This is a genomic window from Maridesulfovibrio salinus (assembly GCF_055394525.1).
The window spans coordinates 2,104,753-2,121,539 of sequence record NZ_AP042461.1; the positions used below are offsets into that span (position 1 = coordinate 2,104,753).

Annotated in this window: 14 protein-coding genes; all 14 read left to right on the forward strand. The window is 45.5% G+C overall.

Annotated features, from left to right (window positions below):
* Positions 1–3 precede the first annotated feature (3 nt).
* Complete coding sequence (locus ACZ5PW_RS09430) at positions 4–804, forward strand: polysaccharide biosynthesis/export family protein (RefSeq protein ID WP_464560205.1); 801 nt, start codon at positions 4–6, stop codon at positions 802–804.
* A gap of 10 nt (positions 805–814) precedes the next feature.
* Complete coding sequence (locus tag ACZ5PW_RS09435) at positions 815–2,317, forward strand: XrtA system polysaccharide chain length determinant (protein ID WP_464560207.1); 1,503 nt, start codon at positions 815–817, stop codon at positions 2,315–2,317.
* Between the two features lie 17 nt (positions 2,318–2,334).
* Complete coding sequence (locus ACZ5PW_RS09440) at positions 2,335–3,237, forward strand: XrtA-associated tyrosine autokinase (RefSeq protein ID WP_464560209.1); 903 nt, start codon at positions 2,335–2,337, stop codon at positions 3,235–3,237.
* Positions 3,238–3,259: 22 nt separating this feature from the next.
* Positions 3,260–4,450, forward strand: coding sequence for an XrtA/PEP-CTERM system-associated ATPase (locus ACZ5PW_RS09445; RefSeq protein ID WP_464560211.1), 1,191 nt, complete (start codon positions 3,260–3,262; stop codon positions 4,448–4,450).
* A 98-nt stretch (positions 4,451–4,548) separates the two neighbouring features.
* Positions 4,549–5,790 carry a TIGR03016 family PEP-CTERM system-associated outer membrane protein gene (locus ACZ5PW_RS09450; protein ID WP_464560213.1) on the forward strand — a complete coding sequence of 414 codons (1,242 nt, stop codon included), beginning with the start codon at positions 4,549–4,551 and terminating at the stop codon, positions 5,788–5,790.
* A 179-nt stretch (positions 5,791–5,969) separates the two neighbouring features.
* Positions 5,970–6,818, forward strand: a complete 849-nt coding sequence (locus ACZ5PW_RS09455; protein ID WP_464560216.1) for an exosortase/archaeosortase family protein — start codon at positions 5,970–5,972, stop codon at positions 6,816–6,818.
* Positions 6,808–7,443, forward strand: coding sequence for an exosortase C-terminal domain/associated protein EpsI (locus tag ACZ5PW_RS09460; RefSeq protein ID WP_464560218.1), 636 nt, complete (start codon positions 6,808–6,810; stop codon positions 7,441–7,443). Before ACZ5PW_RS09455 ends, ACZ5PW_RS09460 begins: the two co-directional genes overlap by 11 nt.
* Before the next feature lie 11 nt (positions 7,444–7,454).
* On the forward strand, positions 7,455–9,497 hold the full coding sequence (gene prsK, locus ACZ5PW_RS09465; protein WP_464560220.1) for an XrtA/PEP-CTERM system histidine kinase PrsK: 2,043 nt from the start codon (positions 7,455–7,457) through the stop codon (positions 9,495–9,497).
* Between the two features lie 21 nt (positions 9,498–9,518).
* Positions 9,519–10,880: a PEP-CTERM-box response regulator transcription factor gene (gene prsR, locus ACZ5PW_RS09470; RefSeq protein WP_464560222.1), complete on the forward strand. Its 1,362-nt coding sequence runs from the start codon at positions 9,519–9,521 to the stop codon at positions 10,878–10,880.
* A 13-nt stretch (positions 10,881–10,893) separates the two neighbouring features.
* Positions 10,894–12,240 carry a phosphohexomutase domain-containing protein gene (locus ACZ5PW_RS09475; protein WP_464560224.1) on the forward strand — a complete coding sequence of 449 codons (1,347 nt, stop codon included), beginning with the start codon at positions 10,894–10,896 and terminating at the stop codon, positions 12,238–12,240.
* A gap of 17 nt (positions 12,241–12,257) precedes the next feature.
* Complete coding sequence (locus ACZ5PW_RS09480) at positions 12,258–13,652, forward strand: mannose-1-phosphate guanylyltransferase/mannose-6-phosphate isomerase (protein WP_464560226.1); 1,395 nt, start codon at positions 12,258–12,260, stop codon at positions 13,650–13,652.
* 60 nt (positions 13,653–13,712) lie between these two features.
* Positions 13,713–14,567, forward strand: a complete 855-nt coding sequence (locus tag ACZ5PW_RS09485; RefSeq protein ID WP_464560228.1) for an XrtA system polysaccharide deacetylase — start codon at positions 13,713–13,715, stop codon at positions 14,565–14,567.
* The gene (locus ACZ5PW_RS09490; RefSeq protein WP_464560231.1) at positions 14,567–15,625 is read left to right on the forward strand and encodes a FemAB family XrtA/PEP-CTERM system-associated protein; all 1,059 of its coding nucleotides are present in this window, start codon (positions 14,567–14,569) and stop codon (positions 15,623–15,625) included. Before ACZ5PW_RS09485 ends, ACZ5PW_RS09490 begins: the two co-directional genes overlap by 1 nt.
* Entirely contained in the window at positions 15,622–16,782 is a 1,161-nt protein-coding gene (locus tag ACZ5PW_RS09495; RefSeq protein WP_464560233.1) for a DegT/DnrJ/EryC1/StrS family aminotransferase, read from the forward strand. Before ACZ5PW_RS09490 ends, ACZ5PW_RS09495 begins: the two co-directional genes overlap by 4 nt.
* The last annotated feature ends 5 nt before the right edge of the window (positions 16,783–16,787 follow it).

Genomic DNA, 16,787 nt, shown 5'->3' on the forward strand with positions numbered 1-16,787 from the left:
ATTGTGAAAAAAATTATTCTTACACTGCTGTTGATGTTAGCTCTGGTCCCTAATTCTTTTGCTCGCGATTACATTATCGGTGAGGGCGATACTCTTAAAGTTCAGGTCTGGGGTGAATCAGAGCTTGAATCCCAGGTTATTGTCCGTCCGGACGGTAAAGTGTCAATGCCCGGTATTGATGATTTGAAAGCGGCCGGGTTGACCCTTACCCAATTCAAAGAAAGAGCCGAGAAACAGATTGCACGGCTGGTTAAAGATTCCATCGTCAGTGTTTCCCTGATCAGAAGTGTTAACAGCAGAGTTTTTATTGTTGGTGGAGGAGTTAACCCCACTGTTTACGATATGCCCCAGCGCACAACGCTGCTGCAGGTTCTGGCTTCTGTCGGCAGTCTTGATGCGGCTGATCTTGAGAAAGCATATCTTTATCGTAACGGTAAAAAAATTATGTCGGACTTTTCCGGACTGTTCAGCAAAGGCGAATTTGAAAAGGATATGCAGCTTGAACCTAACGATACTATTTTTCTGCCGGTCAAATACGAGCGCAATGTTTTCGTTCTGGGTTCGGTAAAAGAGCCGAAAGCCATTGTCTACTATGATGGTCTGACTGTTCTTGATGCACTGCTTCAGGCTGGAAGCTTTGATAAATATGCCGATGAAGATGAAATAACGGTTATCCGAAAAGCTGGCGGAGGTAATTCCCGCATTGTAGTCAAAACCGAGGAACTCTTCAAAGAAGGAGACTTCAAGCAGAACATAATGCTTAAAGCCGGTGACTACATAATCGCAAGTGAGAGTTTCTTCTAGGATGTCGGGAATGCCAAAATATGAGAATGAATCAGGGGGGCAGGAAGGCTCCTTTGATTTAATGCGTTATCTTTACCTGATCAATGAACGCAAAGGTCTGTTTGTTTCAATCGCACTGGTAATTATGTTTTCGGCTCTGGTTGTAAGTTACGCCATGCCCCGCAAATATGAAGCCAAGAGTATCCTTTTTATTGAACATAACGTCATAAGGGACCTTGTGAAGGGCATTGCGATTACCCCGTCCATGGAGACCAAAATCAAAGCTATACGGGTGACCATGCTCAGTCGGAGTCTGATTACCAAAGTTATTAAGCAGCTTGATATGGATGTTGCCCTTAAAGAGGGTGTCTCCGTTGATTCGATCATCAAAAAGTTGCAGAATACAATCAAGGTCTCCCTTGATGAAAAAAGGGGGGTTGTAATAATCAGGTACTCTGACAACAACCCCGTGCTTGCCCGTGACGTTGTTAACACCCTGACCAGAATATATATCGAAGAAAATACTTCCCTCAAAAGAAAAGAATCATTTGAAGCAACCCGCTTTCTTGCAGAGCAGATCAAGGTTTATAAGAATAGAATTGATGAGGCCAAGAAGGATATCGATGAATTCAAGCTTGAATCAGGTAAGATATTGTCTTCAGACGAGGTCTCTGTCCGTGCACGCATAGAAGAATATCAGGATGAATTAGAGCAGGTCCGGATGGAGATCAACTCTCTTGAGACTTCACGCAAAGTCCTTATCAACAGCTCCCCTATGCGGGAAAAGATAACAAGCCTTGAGCAGGAACTTACTCAGCTTAGGGTTAGGTATACAGAACAGCATCCCAGAGTAAAATCCCTGAAGAGCACTATTGATGAACTGGAAAGGGAGTTCAGTAAAAACAGGGAAGCTCAGATGAATCAGGTCTACCGTTCACAGGAATATCAGAGTCTCAAGGTGCGCATTGCTTCCCTGAGGGTTATGGAGGAACGGCTTGAGGATAAGATTGCTGATAATAAAGAAATCCTGTTGAAGATGCCTAAGGTCCAGACTCAGCTTGCGGAACTTGAACGTAAAAGAGAAAAAGAAGTTCTGATATATGAACAGCTTGTTTCACGTTATGGGCAGTCGGAAGTCTCTAAGGAAATGGAGCTTCAGGATAAGTCTGTTTACTTCAGAATTCTGGACCCGGCTGTTGTTCCCGCGTCCCCGGCAAGCCCGAACAGGCCTTTAATAGATCTGATGGGTATTTTTATGGGTCTTGGGCTGGGTTTCGGAGTAGTGTTCCTGCTAGATATGATCAGCCCGACAGTAAAAAGTGTGGATGCTCTGCGTGAACTGGGTGTTCCGGTGCTTGCAGTCATACCTAAAGTTAAAGGATCATTATATGTGGTCAAGGAAAGACGCAGGACCATCAGAATCTGGGCAATAGCCGCTCTGGGAATTTTGGTTGTCCTTTCTTTTGCGGTAGTGGAGTTTTTTGGTCTTGGGGTTGTTGATCTGGCGATTAAAAAGATATCCGCTTCAATGTAAAAAGCAGGAAATAAGTGATGAGCAGAATAGAAGAAGCACTTAAAATGGCTACCAGAAAAAGAAGTCGAATTCAGAACGGATCTACCGATGCCGGTAGGGAGCAGTCGGTGCACAATCATGCCCCAGATGCTCCTCTTTCAACTGAAGATCTCTCGGAAAATGATGCTAGGAAACCACTGGATTATAAATTCATAAATAGACAGTACACCGGCGGTCTTGACAGAATCCGCGGGGAACGCATGCTTGTTTCGATAAATGATGCCAACTCCCGGGCTGCAGAAGAATTTCGAAAATTAAAGCAGAATATAATAAGGCTCAGCAAGGCTAAAGATTTCAAGAATATGCTGCTTGTAACCAGTGGAACTGTGGATGAAGGTAAAAGTGTAACAGCAACTAATCTGGCAATCAGTCTTGCTCAGGAGTTTGACCATACTGTATTGCTTGTTGATGCTGATATACGTAGGCCAAGCTGCCACAATCTTTTGAGGCTTGATAATAATTACGGCCTTTCAGATTGTCTTCTGGAAGGGGCTGATGTCAGTAAAGCCATGATCAAAACCGGTATTCACAAGCTTTCATTCCTCCCTGCAGGAACTCCCATGCCTAATCCCGGTGAGCTTTTGGCTTCAAACCGCATGGAAGCTGTCCTGGCGGAAATGAAAAACCGCTATTCGGATCGTTACATAATTATTGATTCACCGCCTGTACTGCCCTTCGCAGAATCAAGGATTCTGGCCAACATGGTTGATGGTGTCCTGTTGGTTGTAAAAGAGGGAGGTCTTACACATTTTGAGGTTCGTGAAACGGTCTCCGCCCTTGGGGGAAGCAATCTTCTCGGAGCTGCTTTTGTTCAGGCCAGCAGTATGGACCCTCTTTCCCGCAGTCTTGAAGAAATCAAATATCAATATTATTACAGTTAAGGCGAGATAGAAAGAAATCCTCATGTATAAAGATTTTTTCCATTTTGAATCGCGCCCCTTTGACCAGTTGCCTAATCCGGAGATGCTCTTTCTGAGCAGTACCCACAGCAAGGCTCTTACTTATCTGCGCTATGGAATTGATTCCAGAGTCGGATTTATTCTGTTGACCGGGGAAGTGGGCGCGGGCAAAACCACTATGATTAAAGAACTGGTCAGCAACCATTTAGGGGACAATCTTTTCGCCAAAGTTTTCAATACCAAGGTGGATTCCCTACAGTTGCTGACTATGATCAATGATGACTTCGGCCTTGAAACCGACGGTAGGTCCAAGGCCGTCATGCTTCGTGATCTCAATGAATTCCTGATAGATCAATATGCTCTGGGAAAAAGGCCGGTGCTCATAATTGATGAGGCCCAGAACCTTTCAAACGATCTGCTTGAAGAGGTCCGGCTGCTGTCGAATCTTGAAACAGATGGTGGAAAGCTGCTGCAGATAATTCTGGTAGGACAGCCTGAGCTACGTGATTCTATGAACAGCCCTGAGCTTATTCAATTACGACAGCGCATTCAGATTGCCACCCACTTGAAACCGCTTACTGCTGGTGACAGCCGGGAGTACATTTTCAGGAGAATGGAATGTGCCGGAAACCGTGACGCGGTTTCTATAGAATCTGATGCGCTGGAACTGATAAGCGAGAAAAGCCGTGGTATCCCAAGGCTTATAAATATTCTTTGTGATTATATGCTCATCGATGCTTTTGCGCGTAAAAGCAAGAAGGTTGTTCTTGAGGATATTGAGCAGATAGTGGATGAACTGGATTTTGAAAGCCAGTACTGGCCTGTGGAATCGAATCCATTTGATGCAAAAGATGACGGGGTTGCAAAAAGCGGCCGCATTAAGAATAAATCTGCGGAAAAAGTATTGAAAGTTATCCGCGGTATGGAACTCAGGATCAATAGGATTGAAAGCGAGCTTAGCTCGACTGATACTGGAATGGTACCAGTTTTGATCGAGCGTATTGGCAAACTGGAAGAAAAGGTTCTGGAGCAGAGCCTGGAGCTGGATCACCTTAAAACATTGTATAGCCATGAAGCACAAAATGAAGTCTCCGAGGTGTCTGATATTTCAGGACATGAAAATTTTGTGCCTGAAGATGAAATCAATAAGCGTTCAAAAGGTTTCTGGAGGAAAGTTTTTGCAATATTATTGTAAAAAAACGGATTTTTAGGATTGCAACTCAAATAACGAAAGGTTAAATGTAATTGTTATATTTCATTAGTATTACATAATTCGTTTTTAAGAGGCTTCCATTGATCAAAGCTAAATTGCCCTTTCTTTTCCTTTTTGTGCTGTTGTTTTCCTTTTTTCAAGTTGTGCCGGGCAGTTGTGAGGAATTTAAGTTTGAGCCGAGGTTTTCTGCCACAGCTCAATACAACGACAATGTTGAAGAAAAAAAGAACGGGCGCGGTGATTTTGTGGGTATTCTGAAACCCGGATTGAGTGCCAGCTATGACCACAGCCGTGTTTTCTTCAATCTTTCCTATGATTATGAATACAAAGATTACCTTGATGGCGTCAAAAGCGATGAAAATAACAACTTTCTTGATTCTGCGCTGAATGTGGAAGCTCTCAAAGATCTTTTTTATATAGATGTTACAGACCGGTATCAACAGGTGTACAAGGATCCTGCCCGCGGGGATGTAGCCGAAGGTGATACCAGCGCAGGAACAACTGAACAGAATGATTTTCACCTGACTCCTTATTTTGATTTTGAGTTGCAGAAACGGACAAGCCTCAAAGTAGGTGGTGATTTTCAGAACCTCACATACAGTTCCTCAGACAGTGTGGATAAGACTATTTACAGCGCTTACAGCAGTCTCAACCATGAGCTAAATGATGTCTGGAGTATCAATGGCGGTGCTAGATATGAAAGGCGTGTCCCCGATGACAAGAACAGCAGACTCAACCGCTACAGTATAGATCTTGGGACTTCCTACAGCTACTCTGAAGGGTCGATTCTCTCTCTTAGTGTTTCGCCTACATATACAGACTACGATTCCAATGAATCCAAAGATACCAAATACCTGCCTTACGATTTTCTTCTTACCTACGCTTTTACAGATACTTTTGTAGGATCACTGAGTAGCAGTATGGATTTTCAGGAGAACCCTGAATCCGGAGACACTGAAAACAAGATAACCCATTCACTGGGGTTGAATAAAGAATATGGGCGCGGTAATGCCAAGCTCACATTTTCTTACAACGATCTGGATAATCCGGACTCCACAGTCAGAACCAGCTATTTCCGGGTTGAGTTCGGTGGGCATCATGAGCTGACAGATCTGCTCGGTCTTAACTACAATATGTACAGTGATTTTTATGATGGCGCGGAAAAGAAGATAATCACCTTTTTCCTTACCAGACTTTCCTACAGTTTTACTGATCAGATCTCTTCCGGCCTGCAGTATCGTTTTAAAAGTACTGACGATACCGGAACAGACAACGACTATATCAGTAACACCATCGGTCTCAATTTCTCCTGGAGTATGTAAAAAAAATCATCCCCTTGGCGCAATGTTTGCTAAGGAGTAGGTTGTTGTTTTTACTCCCCGTTTTGTCCGGGGAGGAGAACTGCGGTGTTTTTTATTTAATGACTTCTATTCATTGAATGGAACCATCGCTGTAATCTATTCCATGCCTCTTCATTGACTGGACGTATACCGGGGGATTGATGACTTTTCAGCAGGAACTTGAAACGTATAAGTATCAATTGATACTTGTTCTGATCTTTTTGAGCTTTGTTTATGCCCGCATCGTTGGAGCAATGGCAGGTGTGTGGGTCTCGGATGATAACTACTCGCATGGTTTCATCGTGCCTCTGGTGGCGGCGTGGTTTATCTATGACAATTGGGACGGTATAAAAACAAGCAGGTCTGAGGGATCAAATCTTGGCCTGCCTGTCCTGCTGCTCGGAATTGTCCAATTGCTTCTGGGATGGATGGCAACCGAATACTACAACATGCGGCTCTCCCTGATTGTAGTATTGTCCGGTATCATTCTTTACCTGTTCGGCAGGGAGGTCTTTCGAAAATTAAGACTCTCTCTGGCCTATCTTATCCTGATGATCCCTCTCCCTTACATCGTTTACGATGCCGTTGCTTTTCCTCTTAAGTTGTTTGTCTCCTGGTGTTCTGTCCATATAATAAAATTGATGGGCTACGCTGTTCTGAGGGAAGGCAATATTATTTCATTCCCCAATATCGTGCTCGAAGTTGCTGATGCATGCAGTGGACTGAGATCTCTGGTCTCCCTGATTGCCTTGTCGGTTACATTTGCGGTTATTTTTCTGAAAGGAAATCTCAGCCGCTGGCTTCTGGTATTTTCTTCAGTTCCCGTTGCGGTGGCTACAAATATATTCAGAGTTGTAGTCACCGGAATTCTCGCTTTCCACTATGGCCGTTCAGCAGCTGAAGGATTTTTCCACGAGTTTGCCGGAATGGTCATATTTTTTATTGCCATGATTCTGCTCAGCCTTATCTGCGGTTTGCTTAAATATATGGAGTCCCGTTATGCGGCATAGACTGATAATCGTTTGTGTCCTGTTGCTTACTGCTGGTCTTTTCATGCAGTTTCACAAAGATGACTCATATCCTCTTACTCGGCCTCTTGACAGCTTTCCGGTTGCTTCTGGCCAGTGGCGGACTGTTGCAAGCCAGCATTTTGATCAAAGTACAATAGAAGTGCTCAATCCTACGGACTATCTGTTCAGGCGGTATATCAACCCGCAGGGACGCTTTGTTGATTTATATATCGGTTACCATGACGGCGGTCAGGGAGCAGGACCCGTTCATTCTCCCAAAAACTGCCTGCCGGGCGGGGGATGGAATCTGGAGTCCCGGCAGAATATTAAGATCAATGTCGGTGGAGATGCTCTTCCGGTGGTCCGGTCCCTGTACATGAAAGGGGGCGTGAAGGTTCAGCTTATGTACTGGTATCAGGTTGCTGGTAATGTTTTTGACTCCGAACTGGGGATGAAAGCAGGAGAGATAACAGCTTCAGTCTTTCACCGCAGGCGGGATACTGCGCTGGTAAGAGTTTCAGCAGCAGTTAAGGAAGGAGAGTCAGGTAACGAGGAGCTTCTTGTTGATTTCCTGACTGCTTTCCATCGCGATATCAAAGAATTTTTACCTGAAAAATCCAGCTGAGGGGAAGTGGGATGGGATATAATCCACAATTACTGGTGCCTGTATTGATGGTACTGTGTTCGGTATTTCTTATCTGGAAAAAAGGACTGAACATTTCTTCGGTTGCTTTTGTGGTTGTGGTAGGCCTTTTTTCAGCTCTTAATTTTCTTGATCTGCTATCTTTGAGCAATAATCCGGATTTTCCGGACACCAGAGGTATTGCTCTGCTTCTTGAAGGTTTGCTCTGTCCGGTGTTGCTGTTCTTCAGTCTTGTTTTCTGCCGTAGTTTTTCCCGGAATGATCTGAGTCGGGCCAATAGAGTGCTTCTGTTGCTATCTGTTGTTCCGGCCTGCTTTACTATTTTTATTCCGGCTTCTGGGTTTTACTATTCCCCTGATTTCAAGCTGGACAAAGTTTTATTTCTGGAACCTGTAGCTTTCTTTTACTATCTGCAGATGCTCCTTTTTATGGCTGTGGCCCTGTATAATCTGGAAGCGACTGTTGCCCATGCACGGCATGGTGTAAAGTGGAAGATCAAGTTTGCAATTCTGGGGGCAGGGGCCATGATAGTGTCCTTTATGCTCTACTTCAGCCAGAGTCTCCTGCTGCGGGCCATTGATGTTGAGTATGTTTATCCCAGAATGTGGGCCGGGTTTATCGGGCTGGCGATGGTCATGTATTCCGAACTCAAGCGGGGCCGGGAAAAAATAGTTATCTCACGTCAACTGGCCTATAAATCATTCGTGGTGTTGTTTTCGGCTGTTTTTTTTCTCATTGTGGGAATAGCGGGTGAAGGGGCCAAACTTTTTGGCAGCAGGTTCAGTTCCTATATTTTCCTTCTCGTGCTGTTTGCCGGAGTTTTAGGGCTTATTGTGCTGCTCCTTTCCGAAACCTGGCGGCGGAAGGTCAAGGTTCTCATACAAAGGGAGTTTTATGGCGAAAAATATGATTATCGCTCTGAGTGGCTGAAGTTTACCCGGCAGGTAACCGGGGCAAAAAGTATGGACCAGCTTTGCAGCAATATTCTAATATTTTTCTGTGAAACATTCGGTACGGGAGGAGGAGTCATTTTCCTTCAGGGACGTAACTCAGAGAACTATTCTCCCGCTCTTTTCCATGAAATGGAACCGGACAAGCAGGAGTTGTCGCCCACATTGCAACTGGTCCGCGTTCTGAGAAAAAAGAACACTATTCTTGATCTTAAACGCGACAGGAACATAATTGATGGCAAGTTGCAGGGCTACTGTGAGTACCGGGGGATCAGATTCATTATCCCTATTTTTACGGAAAGCTCTCTTCTGGGAATGATCATGCTCGGTTCTCCGGTCAGCCCTATGGAGAAATATGACTCCGAGGATGAAGAGCTGATGCGGACTGTGGCCCGTCAGGTCGCTACATCAATTACCAGTGTTCGTCTTGGAGATGAGCTTGCCGAAGCAAGGGATATGGAAGGATTCGGTAAAGTTGCAACCTTTTTGTTGCATGATCTTAAAAATCAGGTCTACCCTCTTAAACTGCTTGTTGATAATGCTCGCGAATTCATTAACGACCCTGAATTTCAGCAGGATATGATTGAGTCTTTGACAAATATTGTCGAGCGCATGAATTCGCTGATTGCGCAACTGGTCAATATACCCAGACGGGAGACTCTAAATCTGGACTGGGTAGATCTCATGGAACTTGCTAAAGAGGCGGGAAAGCTGGTTCCGGCAGCTGATATCAAATACGAAGGAAAACCGGTAAAAGCTTATGTGGATAGAGAGCAGTTACAGAAAGTTGTTTTAAACCTCTATCTTAACGCTATCGAAGCCGGAGAAAGCAAAAAGGTTGTAGTTCGGATAGATGATGAAGACGGCCCCGTCATAAAGGTTATGGATTTTGGTGACGGTATAGATGAGCAGATTTTGCGTGAAGGCTTGTTCGTGCCGTTTAAAACCACAAAGGAACGCGGCATGGGGATCGGTCTGTATCAAAGCAAGCAGATCATGGAGGCTCATGGCGGAGGGATTCTTGCCAGTTCCCGTGATGAAGGTGGAGCCGTTTTCAGCATTGTTTTAAATTCCGGCAACATCTAGTTGCCGGTCTAAGGATTAGTTATGCAGAAACTGTTAATTATAGATGATAATAATGAGGTTCGTAAACAGCTCAAGTGGGGATTGTCCAGATCCGGATACGACCTTGTTTTCGCACGCGATGGTAATGAAGGATTGGAGTTGTTCGAAAAGGAATCTCCCACAGTAGTCACGCTTGATCTGGGTCTTCCTCCATTTGAAAACGGTACAGAAGAAGGAATACGCTGTCTTTCAGAAATGTTACGCCTTAACCCCATGGCAAGGGTGATAGTCATAACAGGTAATGAAGATCACGAAGCTGCACTTCAGGCTGTGCGCATCGGTGCTTACGATTATTATAAAAAACCGATTGATCTTGAAGAGCTCAAGATAATCATCAGCCGGGCTATGTATCTTCAGTCTCTGGAAGATGAAAACCGGAATTTGCGTGAGGAGCGTGTTACTGACATAGGGATGATCGGCGAATGCGAATCAATGCAGAAGGTTTTTGATATGATCGACCGGGTCGCGATGTCCGATGTTCCCGTTCTTGTTACCGGTGAATCCGGAACAGGAAAGGAGCTTGTCGCCAGAGCTATTCATAACAAGAGCCTGCGAAGTGATCGTAAGATGATTTCAGTAAACTGTGGTGCCATACCGGGAGAAATTCTTGAGTCCGAACTTTTCGGACACGAGAAGGGCGCGTTTACCGGAGCTGTTCAGACTAAAAAGGGAAAAGTGGAAGCAGCCGACAAAAGTACGTTTTTTCTGGACGAAATAGGCGAAATGGAACCATCTTTGCAGGTTAAGTTGCTGCGTTTTCTACAAGAGATGACTATTACCAGGGTTGGCGGCACAGAAGAGATTGATGTTGATGTAAGAATCATAGCTGCTACCAATATTGATATTGAAGAAGCAGTTAAAAACGGTTCGTTTCGCGAGGATCTTTTCTACCGTATCGGAGTACTGAATATCTCCTTACCTAGACTGCGTGACAGGGTCGGCGATATTGAGGTTCTGGCAAATTATTTTTTGAAGAAATACAATGTCGGGCTGCGTGCAACGCAGAAGGGGTTCAGCAGTGATTCTCTAGAGGCTATGAATGAGTATGATTGGCCCGGTAACATCCGTGAACTGGAAAACCGGATCAAACGGGCGGTTGTCATGTCACAGGATTCCGAGATTCTTCCTGAAGACCTGGATCTTAAAGGCAGTGAAAGAATGAGAGCCCGCTTCAAGGCCGGAGAGCTTACTTTGAAGGAAGCTAAAGCTCTCTTGGAAAGGGATATGTGTGAGTCCGTCTTATCTAAATTTTCAGGTAATATTGCACGTGCTGCAGGAGCGCTCGGGATAAGTAGGCCAACCTTTTATGATCTGATGAAACGCCACGGGATTAAGGCCAGATAGGGGATAACAGGAAATGAGTTCAGATTCGTGTTTTAAAACTTATGATATCCGTGGGATAGTGCCTGATCAGCTAAACCATGATTTGGCTTACAGGGTTGGCAGGGCATTCTGTTCAGTCGTTGGGGCTAAAAATGTGGTTGTCGGCTATGATGCCCGAATCAGCAGTCCCGGACTTGCCGATGCTGTTATAAAGGGGCTCGCAGCCTCCGGTGTTGATGTTTTTGATATCGGCTTGTGCGGCACAGAAGAAATTTATCATGCAGCCTTCAGCAGGGAACTGGATGGCGGTATAATGGTTACAGCCAGCCATAATCCTGAAGAGTGGAACGGCATGAAACTGGTGGGCCGTAATTCCACTCCTCTTGACCCGGAAGGTGACTTTGCTGAAATCAGGAAACTTGTTGAGTCAGGGCATACTTTCCCCGATGCCGTCCCGGGAGAGGTTAAAAAGTGTTCTTTCCGTGAGGAATATATTTCGCACCTTCTGAGCTTTGTAGATCCAGAATCTTTCAAAGGTTTAAATATTCTGGTCAACAGCGGCAACGGCTGTGCCGGACCGGTAATTGATATGCTGGAAGAGCGGCTTCCATGCTCATTTCTGAAGGTCCATCATGAACCTGACGGAACATTTCCCAATGGCATCCCTAACCCTCTACTCCCTGAGAACAGGGGTGAGACTTCCAGTCTTGTGGTTGACAATGGGTGTCATCTGGGAATTGCTTTTGACGGAGATTTTGACCGTTGTTTTTTCTATGATGAAAATGGGGATTTTGTTGAGGGCTACTACATCGTATCAATGCTGGCAGAGATGGTGCTTAAGAAAAATCGCGGTGCTAGGATAGTTCATGATCCCCGGCTTTACTGGAATACTGTTGATGTTGTCAGCGGGATGGGGGGAGAGCCGTGCCTGTCACGAACGGGCCATGTTTTTATTAAAAAGGCGATGCGTGAGTTGGATGCGGTCTACGGTGGCGAGATGAGCGGACATCATTACTACCGGGATTTCGGATACTGCGATAGTGGTATGTTGACATGGCTTCTCGTTGTTGAGTTGTTGGGAAAACAGAGCGTCAGGCTGTCTGAAAAAGTAGCCGCATACAAATCCAGATACCCGGTAAGCGGTGAAATTAACAGGACAATCGAAAATCCGCAGGAAGTGCTGGATAATCTCAAAGCCCGCTTTGGAGCGGAGGCTGAAAATATTTCTTTCGAAGATGGTTTGAGCATGTCTTTTAGTGACTGGCGTTTCAATGTCCGTTCTTCCAGTACAGAGCCTCTGGTGAGATTGAATGTTGAGGCCCGTGAAAGCATTTCACTTGTGGCAGATAAAACAAGGGAAATTCTCCAGCTGATGGGCTGAGAAGGAGTTAAGTCAGAATGTTGCAGTCGGTGATTCTATGCGGTGGAAGCGGGACAAGGCTTTGGCCTCTTTCCAGAAAGTCCTACCCCAAGCAGTTTGTGGAAGTTGCGGAGGGGCATGTGCTTTTTGAGGAAACTCTTAAAAGATGTAAAAGCCTGGGCGGTATTGATCCTATTGTGGTCAGTAACGCAGAATACCGTTTTTTAACTTCTGAGCATATGCGCAGATGTGGTGTGAAAGGCCGGCTGGTTCTGGAGCCATGTAAACGCAACACCGCCCCGGCGATTGCCGCTGCGGCTTTTATGACCATTGAAGAAGATCCAGTTCTGCTAGTGATGCCTGCCGACCATCATATTGGCGGGACAGAGGTTTTTGAAGGTGCGGTTCGGCTCGGATACGAACGTGCTCTGAATGGTCAGTTCGTGTGTTTTGGAATCGTACCCGACCATCCCCACACCGGTTACGGATATATCAACCGGGGAGCCCCCACAGCAGAAGGTGTCTTTGCGGTTAACAGTTTTGTGGAGAAGCCGGAGCAGGCTGTGGCGGAAGAATATGTGGCTTCCGGAGACTATTTCTGGAACAGCGGAATTTTCATGTTCAGGTCTTCGGTTTACCTGAATGCTCTGAGAGAACTGGAGCCGGAAATATACAATTGCAGCGAACGGGCTGTTACCGATTGTTATGAAGACCTTGATTTTATCAGGTTGCAGGAGGACGCGTTTAACAGTTGTCCTTCAGAGTCTGTGGACTATGCGGTCATGGAAAAGGTCTCCAATATGGAAGTCATTCCCATTGATATTGACTGGCGTGACCTCGGATCATGGAAAAGTCTGCATGAAATGCATGAGCATGATCAGAACGGCAACAGTCTTCTTGGAGATGTAGTGGTTGAGGGGTGCAGGAATTGTTATGTCCGCTCATCTGAACGGCTCGTCGTTACAATGGGACTTGAAGATACCACGGTTGTGGAGACTCCGGATGCCGTATTTGTGGCTCCCCACGATAAACTGGGGAATATGAAAGATGTTATGAATCTTTTGAAATCTTCTGAGCGTATTGAGACTGAAGATCACAAAACAATATACCGTCCATGGGGAAGTTTTGAATCTCTCAGTATGGATCACCGGTTTCAGGTCAAGCGCATAATCGTCAAGCCGGGGGAAGTCCTGTCGCTGCAGATGCACTATAATCGTGCTGAACACTGGGTCGTTGTCCGTGGAACAGCCAAGGTTATTAACGGAGATAAGGAGTTCCTGCTCAAGGAAGAGGAGTCCGTGTATATACCCACCGGAAATAAGCATCGTCTGGAAAATCCGGGCAGGGTTCCGTTGGAGATCATCGAAATACAGATAGGCAGTTATCTTGGTGAAGATGATATTGTCCGCTTTGAGGATAAATACAGACGGTAACTCAGGCTCTTATTCTGTCTTTTTATTAAAATCTATATTTCCGGGGGGCATGGTTCTGGTATGGGAGTCCTGAATGCGATGACGGTGGACGTGGAAGATTATTTTCATGTCAGTGCTTTTGAAAAAGAAATCCCGATGGAAAGCTGGGATTCCATACCCATGCGGGTAGTCGAGAATACAGAACGGATACTCGACCTGTTTGATGAACATTCAGTAAAGGGGACTTTTTTTGTTCTTGGTTGGGTTGCGCAGAGGGCTCCCGGACTGGTCCGGTCCATCAGTGAGCGCGGGCATGAAATCGCCTGCCACGGAATGGGACATCAGCGTATATATAAAATCGGCCGGGAAGCTTTTGAGAAGGATATTGACCGATCAAAAAAACTGCTTGAAGACATTTCCGGACAGTCGGTTATGGGATACCGAGCTCCCAGTTATTCGATAACATCGGAGTCCATATGGGCGCTCGATGTGTTGATTGATGCCGGGTTCACTTATGATTCCAGTATCTTTCCCATCCATCATGATCTTTACGGAATGCCGGATGCAAAGCGCCATCCTCACTCTATTGAGCGAGATCACGGTGTTATCCGTGAATTCCCTCCCACTACATACCAGATGAATCTGCTGGGCAGGAAAGTAAATATTCCTGTCTCCGGAGGGGGGTATCTGCGCCTTTTACCTGTAAAATTTATTTCTGGAGCGCTTCGCAGAATCAATGAGCAGGGAAACGAGGCGGTAATTTACTTTCATCCATGGGAGATTGATCCTGAACAGCCGCGCATTAAGGCAGGACTTAAGAGTCGTTTTCGCCATTATGTTAATCTTGGAAAGACTTACAGTAAGCTTGAAAGTCTTCTTGATGAGTTCAGCTTTGCTCCCATGGCTCAGGTCCTCGGCGTGGAGAGGGGGCTGTGATGGCCGGTACAGAATATTACTATCCTGCAGTGGCAGATCTGAGTTCTCCTGAAGAAGCGATGGTTTGGGATTCATATGTGAATCAGTCTAAACAGGCTGTTAATTATCATCGTAGCGGTTGGCTTGAAGTTGTGCAAAAAAGCTTCGGGCACAAGGTCATTCCTCTTTGGGTTCGGGATTTCTCAGGAACAGTACTTGGATTACTACCGTTGGTTTACATGCGTAGTAGGATTTTCGGTAGAAATCTGGTTTCTGTTCCTTTTTTCAATTATGGGGGGATCTTGAGTGATGATGAAAAAGTGACCTCGGCATTGCTTGCAAAGAGTGAAGACGTTTTATCGGAATATGGTGCTGATAGCCTTGAACTGCGCCATCTCGGGGCGGGACTTGAAGGTCTTCCTACACGAACCCATAAGGTCACCATGGAACTGCAGTTACCAGAGTCATCTGAGTTGCTCTGGAAAAGCTTAAAGGCAAAGGTGCGCAATCAGGTGCGCAAGGCCGAGAAGTCTGAATTGCAGGCCCGTATAGGGGGTGTTGAACTTCTTAATGATTTTTATAATGTGTTTGCGGAAAACATGAGGGACCTTGGAACTCCTGTTTACTCTCGGAGTCTTTTTGCTAATGTTCTTAATCGTTTCCCAGATGATAGTGCCCTTTTTACGGTTTATAAAGACGGACAGTGTGTGGCCGGAGGTCTGGGAATATGGTATCGGGGAAGATTTGAAATTCCATGGGCTTCATCTCTTCGGCGTTTTAACCGATTGTGCCCTAATAACCTCCTCTACTGGCAGATGCTTAGACACTCCTGTGAGATCGGTTGTTCTGTTTTTGATTTTGGCCGTTCAACTCCTGATGGTGGAACTTACAAATTCAAAAAGCAGTGGGGGGCAGAGCCTGTACAACTTTACTGGCAGTATCTTCTTCCTGAGGGAAAGCAGATGCCTGAAATTAATCCTGACAATCCCAAATTCAGGATGATCATTAAGATATGGCAGAAGCTACCTGTGTTTCTGACCAGGCTTGTCGGGCCTAGAATTGTGAGGTCGATTCCATGATTTTCAGATCACTGGCCCCTTCCGGGGTTCCGTTCAGTCCTGCGGATCTGCTGGCTGGATTCAAAGGAGCACTGCATCCGGAAAAGTCTCTCCGTATTTTTCGAAACCGTTTGTCCGGTAAAACCGGACAAAGGTCGGTTTTTTTATTTTCTTCAGGTCGAGGAGCCCTCAGTGCTGCGCTTCAAGTTCTTCATTCTATTCATCCAGAAAGGAATGAAGTACTTATCCCTGCCTATACATCTTTTTCTGTCCCTTCAGCTGTGGTCAATGCCGGGTTGAAAGTTCGTCTGTATGATTTGAATCCGGATACATTGAGCCCCGATGAACAGAGTTTAAGGAGTGCTGTTTCTGAGAGATCTCTTTGCATAGTTGTCTGCCATTTATTCGGGTATGTGGCAGATATGGACGCAGTACTTGATATAGCAGGTAATCTACCGATTATAGATGACGCAGCCCAGTCCCTCGGGGCGGAATACAAGGGTATGAAGGCTGGAACTCTTGGTGACATAGGCTTGTATAGTATGAGTCGCGGTAAAAATATTTCTGCTGTGGACGGTGGAATACTGGTGACAGGCAAACCGGAAATAGCAGAAGCTTTAAGTTCTTTGGAATATCCATTCGCTTCGCTGAAACAGAGATTCAAAATTATTATCATGGCGTTCATTCTTTGTCTGTTGCTGCATCCCCGTCTTTACTGGATTCCAAGAAAGATGCCGTTTCTTGATCTGGGGCGTTCTGTATTTGATCCTGATTTTAACTGTTCTGGGTTGACCGGATTTCAGGCGGGACTGGGAATGCGAATGCTTGATAAGCTTGAAAAGATAACAGAGGGACGAATCGGCACTGCTCGTGCATACATGAAAAGAATCACCCGTGCGGTTTTCCCTGTTGTGGTCGAAGGGGCTACCTCCGTATATTTGCGGTTGCCTGTTTTATCTGCCGGAAATAGTGCTGCTGCACCTGAGTGGGGAGTGGTGGGCTCATATCCAACGTCCATAGGAAGAATAAAGGAACTTAAAGGGCATATTGCAGGAGGAACTGTATTTGCAGGAGCCGATAAGCTGGCTGCAGGAATCATAACTCTTCCCACCCATGCTTATGTTTCAGATGATGATGTAGATGAAATTTCGACCTATATAAATTTACTGGAGAATTGATAGGC

Excerpts from the sequence above, each read along its gene's own strand:
- ACZ5PW_RS09435 (WP_464560207.1), top strand. The coding sequence starts at position 815 with ATGCCAAAATATGAGAATGAATCAGGGGGGCAGGAAGGCTCCTTTGAT.
- ACZ5PW_RS09440 (WP_464560209.1), top strand. The coding sequence starts at position 2,335 with ATGAGCAGAATAGAAGAAGCACTTAAAATGGCTACCAGAAAAAGAAGT.
- ACZ5PW_RS09445 (WP_464560211.1), top strand. The coding sequence starts at position 3,260 with ATGTATAAAGATTTTTTCCATTTTGAATCGCGCCCCTTTGACCAGTTG.
- ACZ5PW_RS09455 (WP_464560216.1), top strand. The coding sequence starts at position 5,970 with ATGACTTTTCAGCAGGAACTTGAAACGTATAAGTATCAATTGATACTT.
- ACZ5PW_RS09460 (WP_464560218.1), top strand. The coding sequence starts at position 6,808 with ATGCGGCATAGACTGATAATCGTTTGTGTCCTGTTGCTTACTGCTGGT.
- prsK (WP_464560220.1), top strand. The coding sequence starts at position 7,455 with ATGGGATATAATCCACAATTACTGGTGCCTGTATTGATGGTACTGTGT.
- prsR (WP_464560222.1), top strand. The coding sequence starts at position 9,519 with ATGCAGAAACTGTTAATTATAGATGATAATAATGAGGTTCGTAAACAG.
- ACZ5PW_RS09475 (WP_464560224.1), top strand. The coding sequence starts at position 10,894 with ATGAGTTCAGATTCGTGTTTTAAAACTTATGATATCCGTGGGATAGTG.
- ACZ5PW_RS09480 (WP_464560226.1), top strand. The coding sequence starts at position 12,258 with ATGTTGCAGTCGGTGATTCTATGCGGTGGAAGCGGGACAAGGCTTTGG.
- ACZ5PW_RS09485 (WP_464560228.1), top strand. The coding sequence starts at position 13,713 with ATGGGAGTCCTGAATGCGATGACGGTGGACGTGGAAGATTATTTTCAT.
- ACZ5PW_RS09490 (WP_464560231.1), top strand. The coding sequence starts at position 14,567 with ATGGCCGGTACAGAATATTACTATCCTGCAGTGGCAGATCTGAGTTCT.
- ACZ5PW_RS09495 (WP_464560233.1), top strand. The coding sequence starts at position 15,622 with ATGATTTTCAGATCACTGGCCCCTTCCGGGGTTCCGTTCAGTCCTGCG.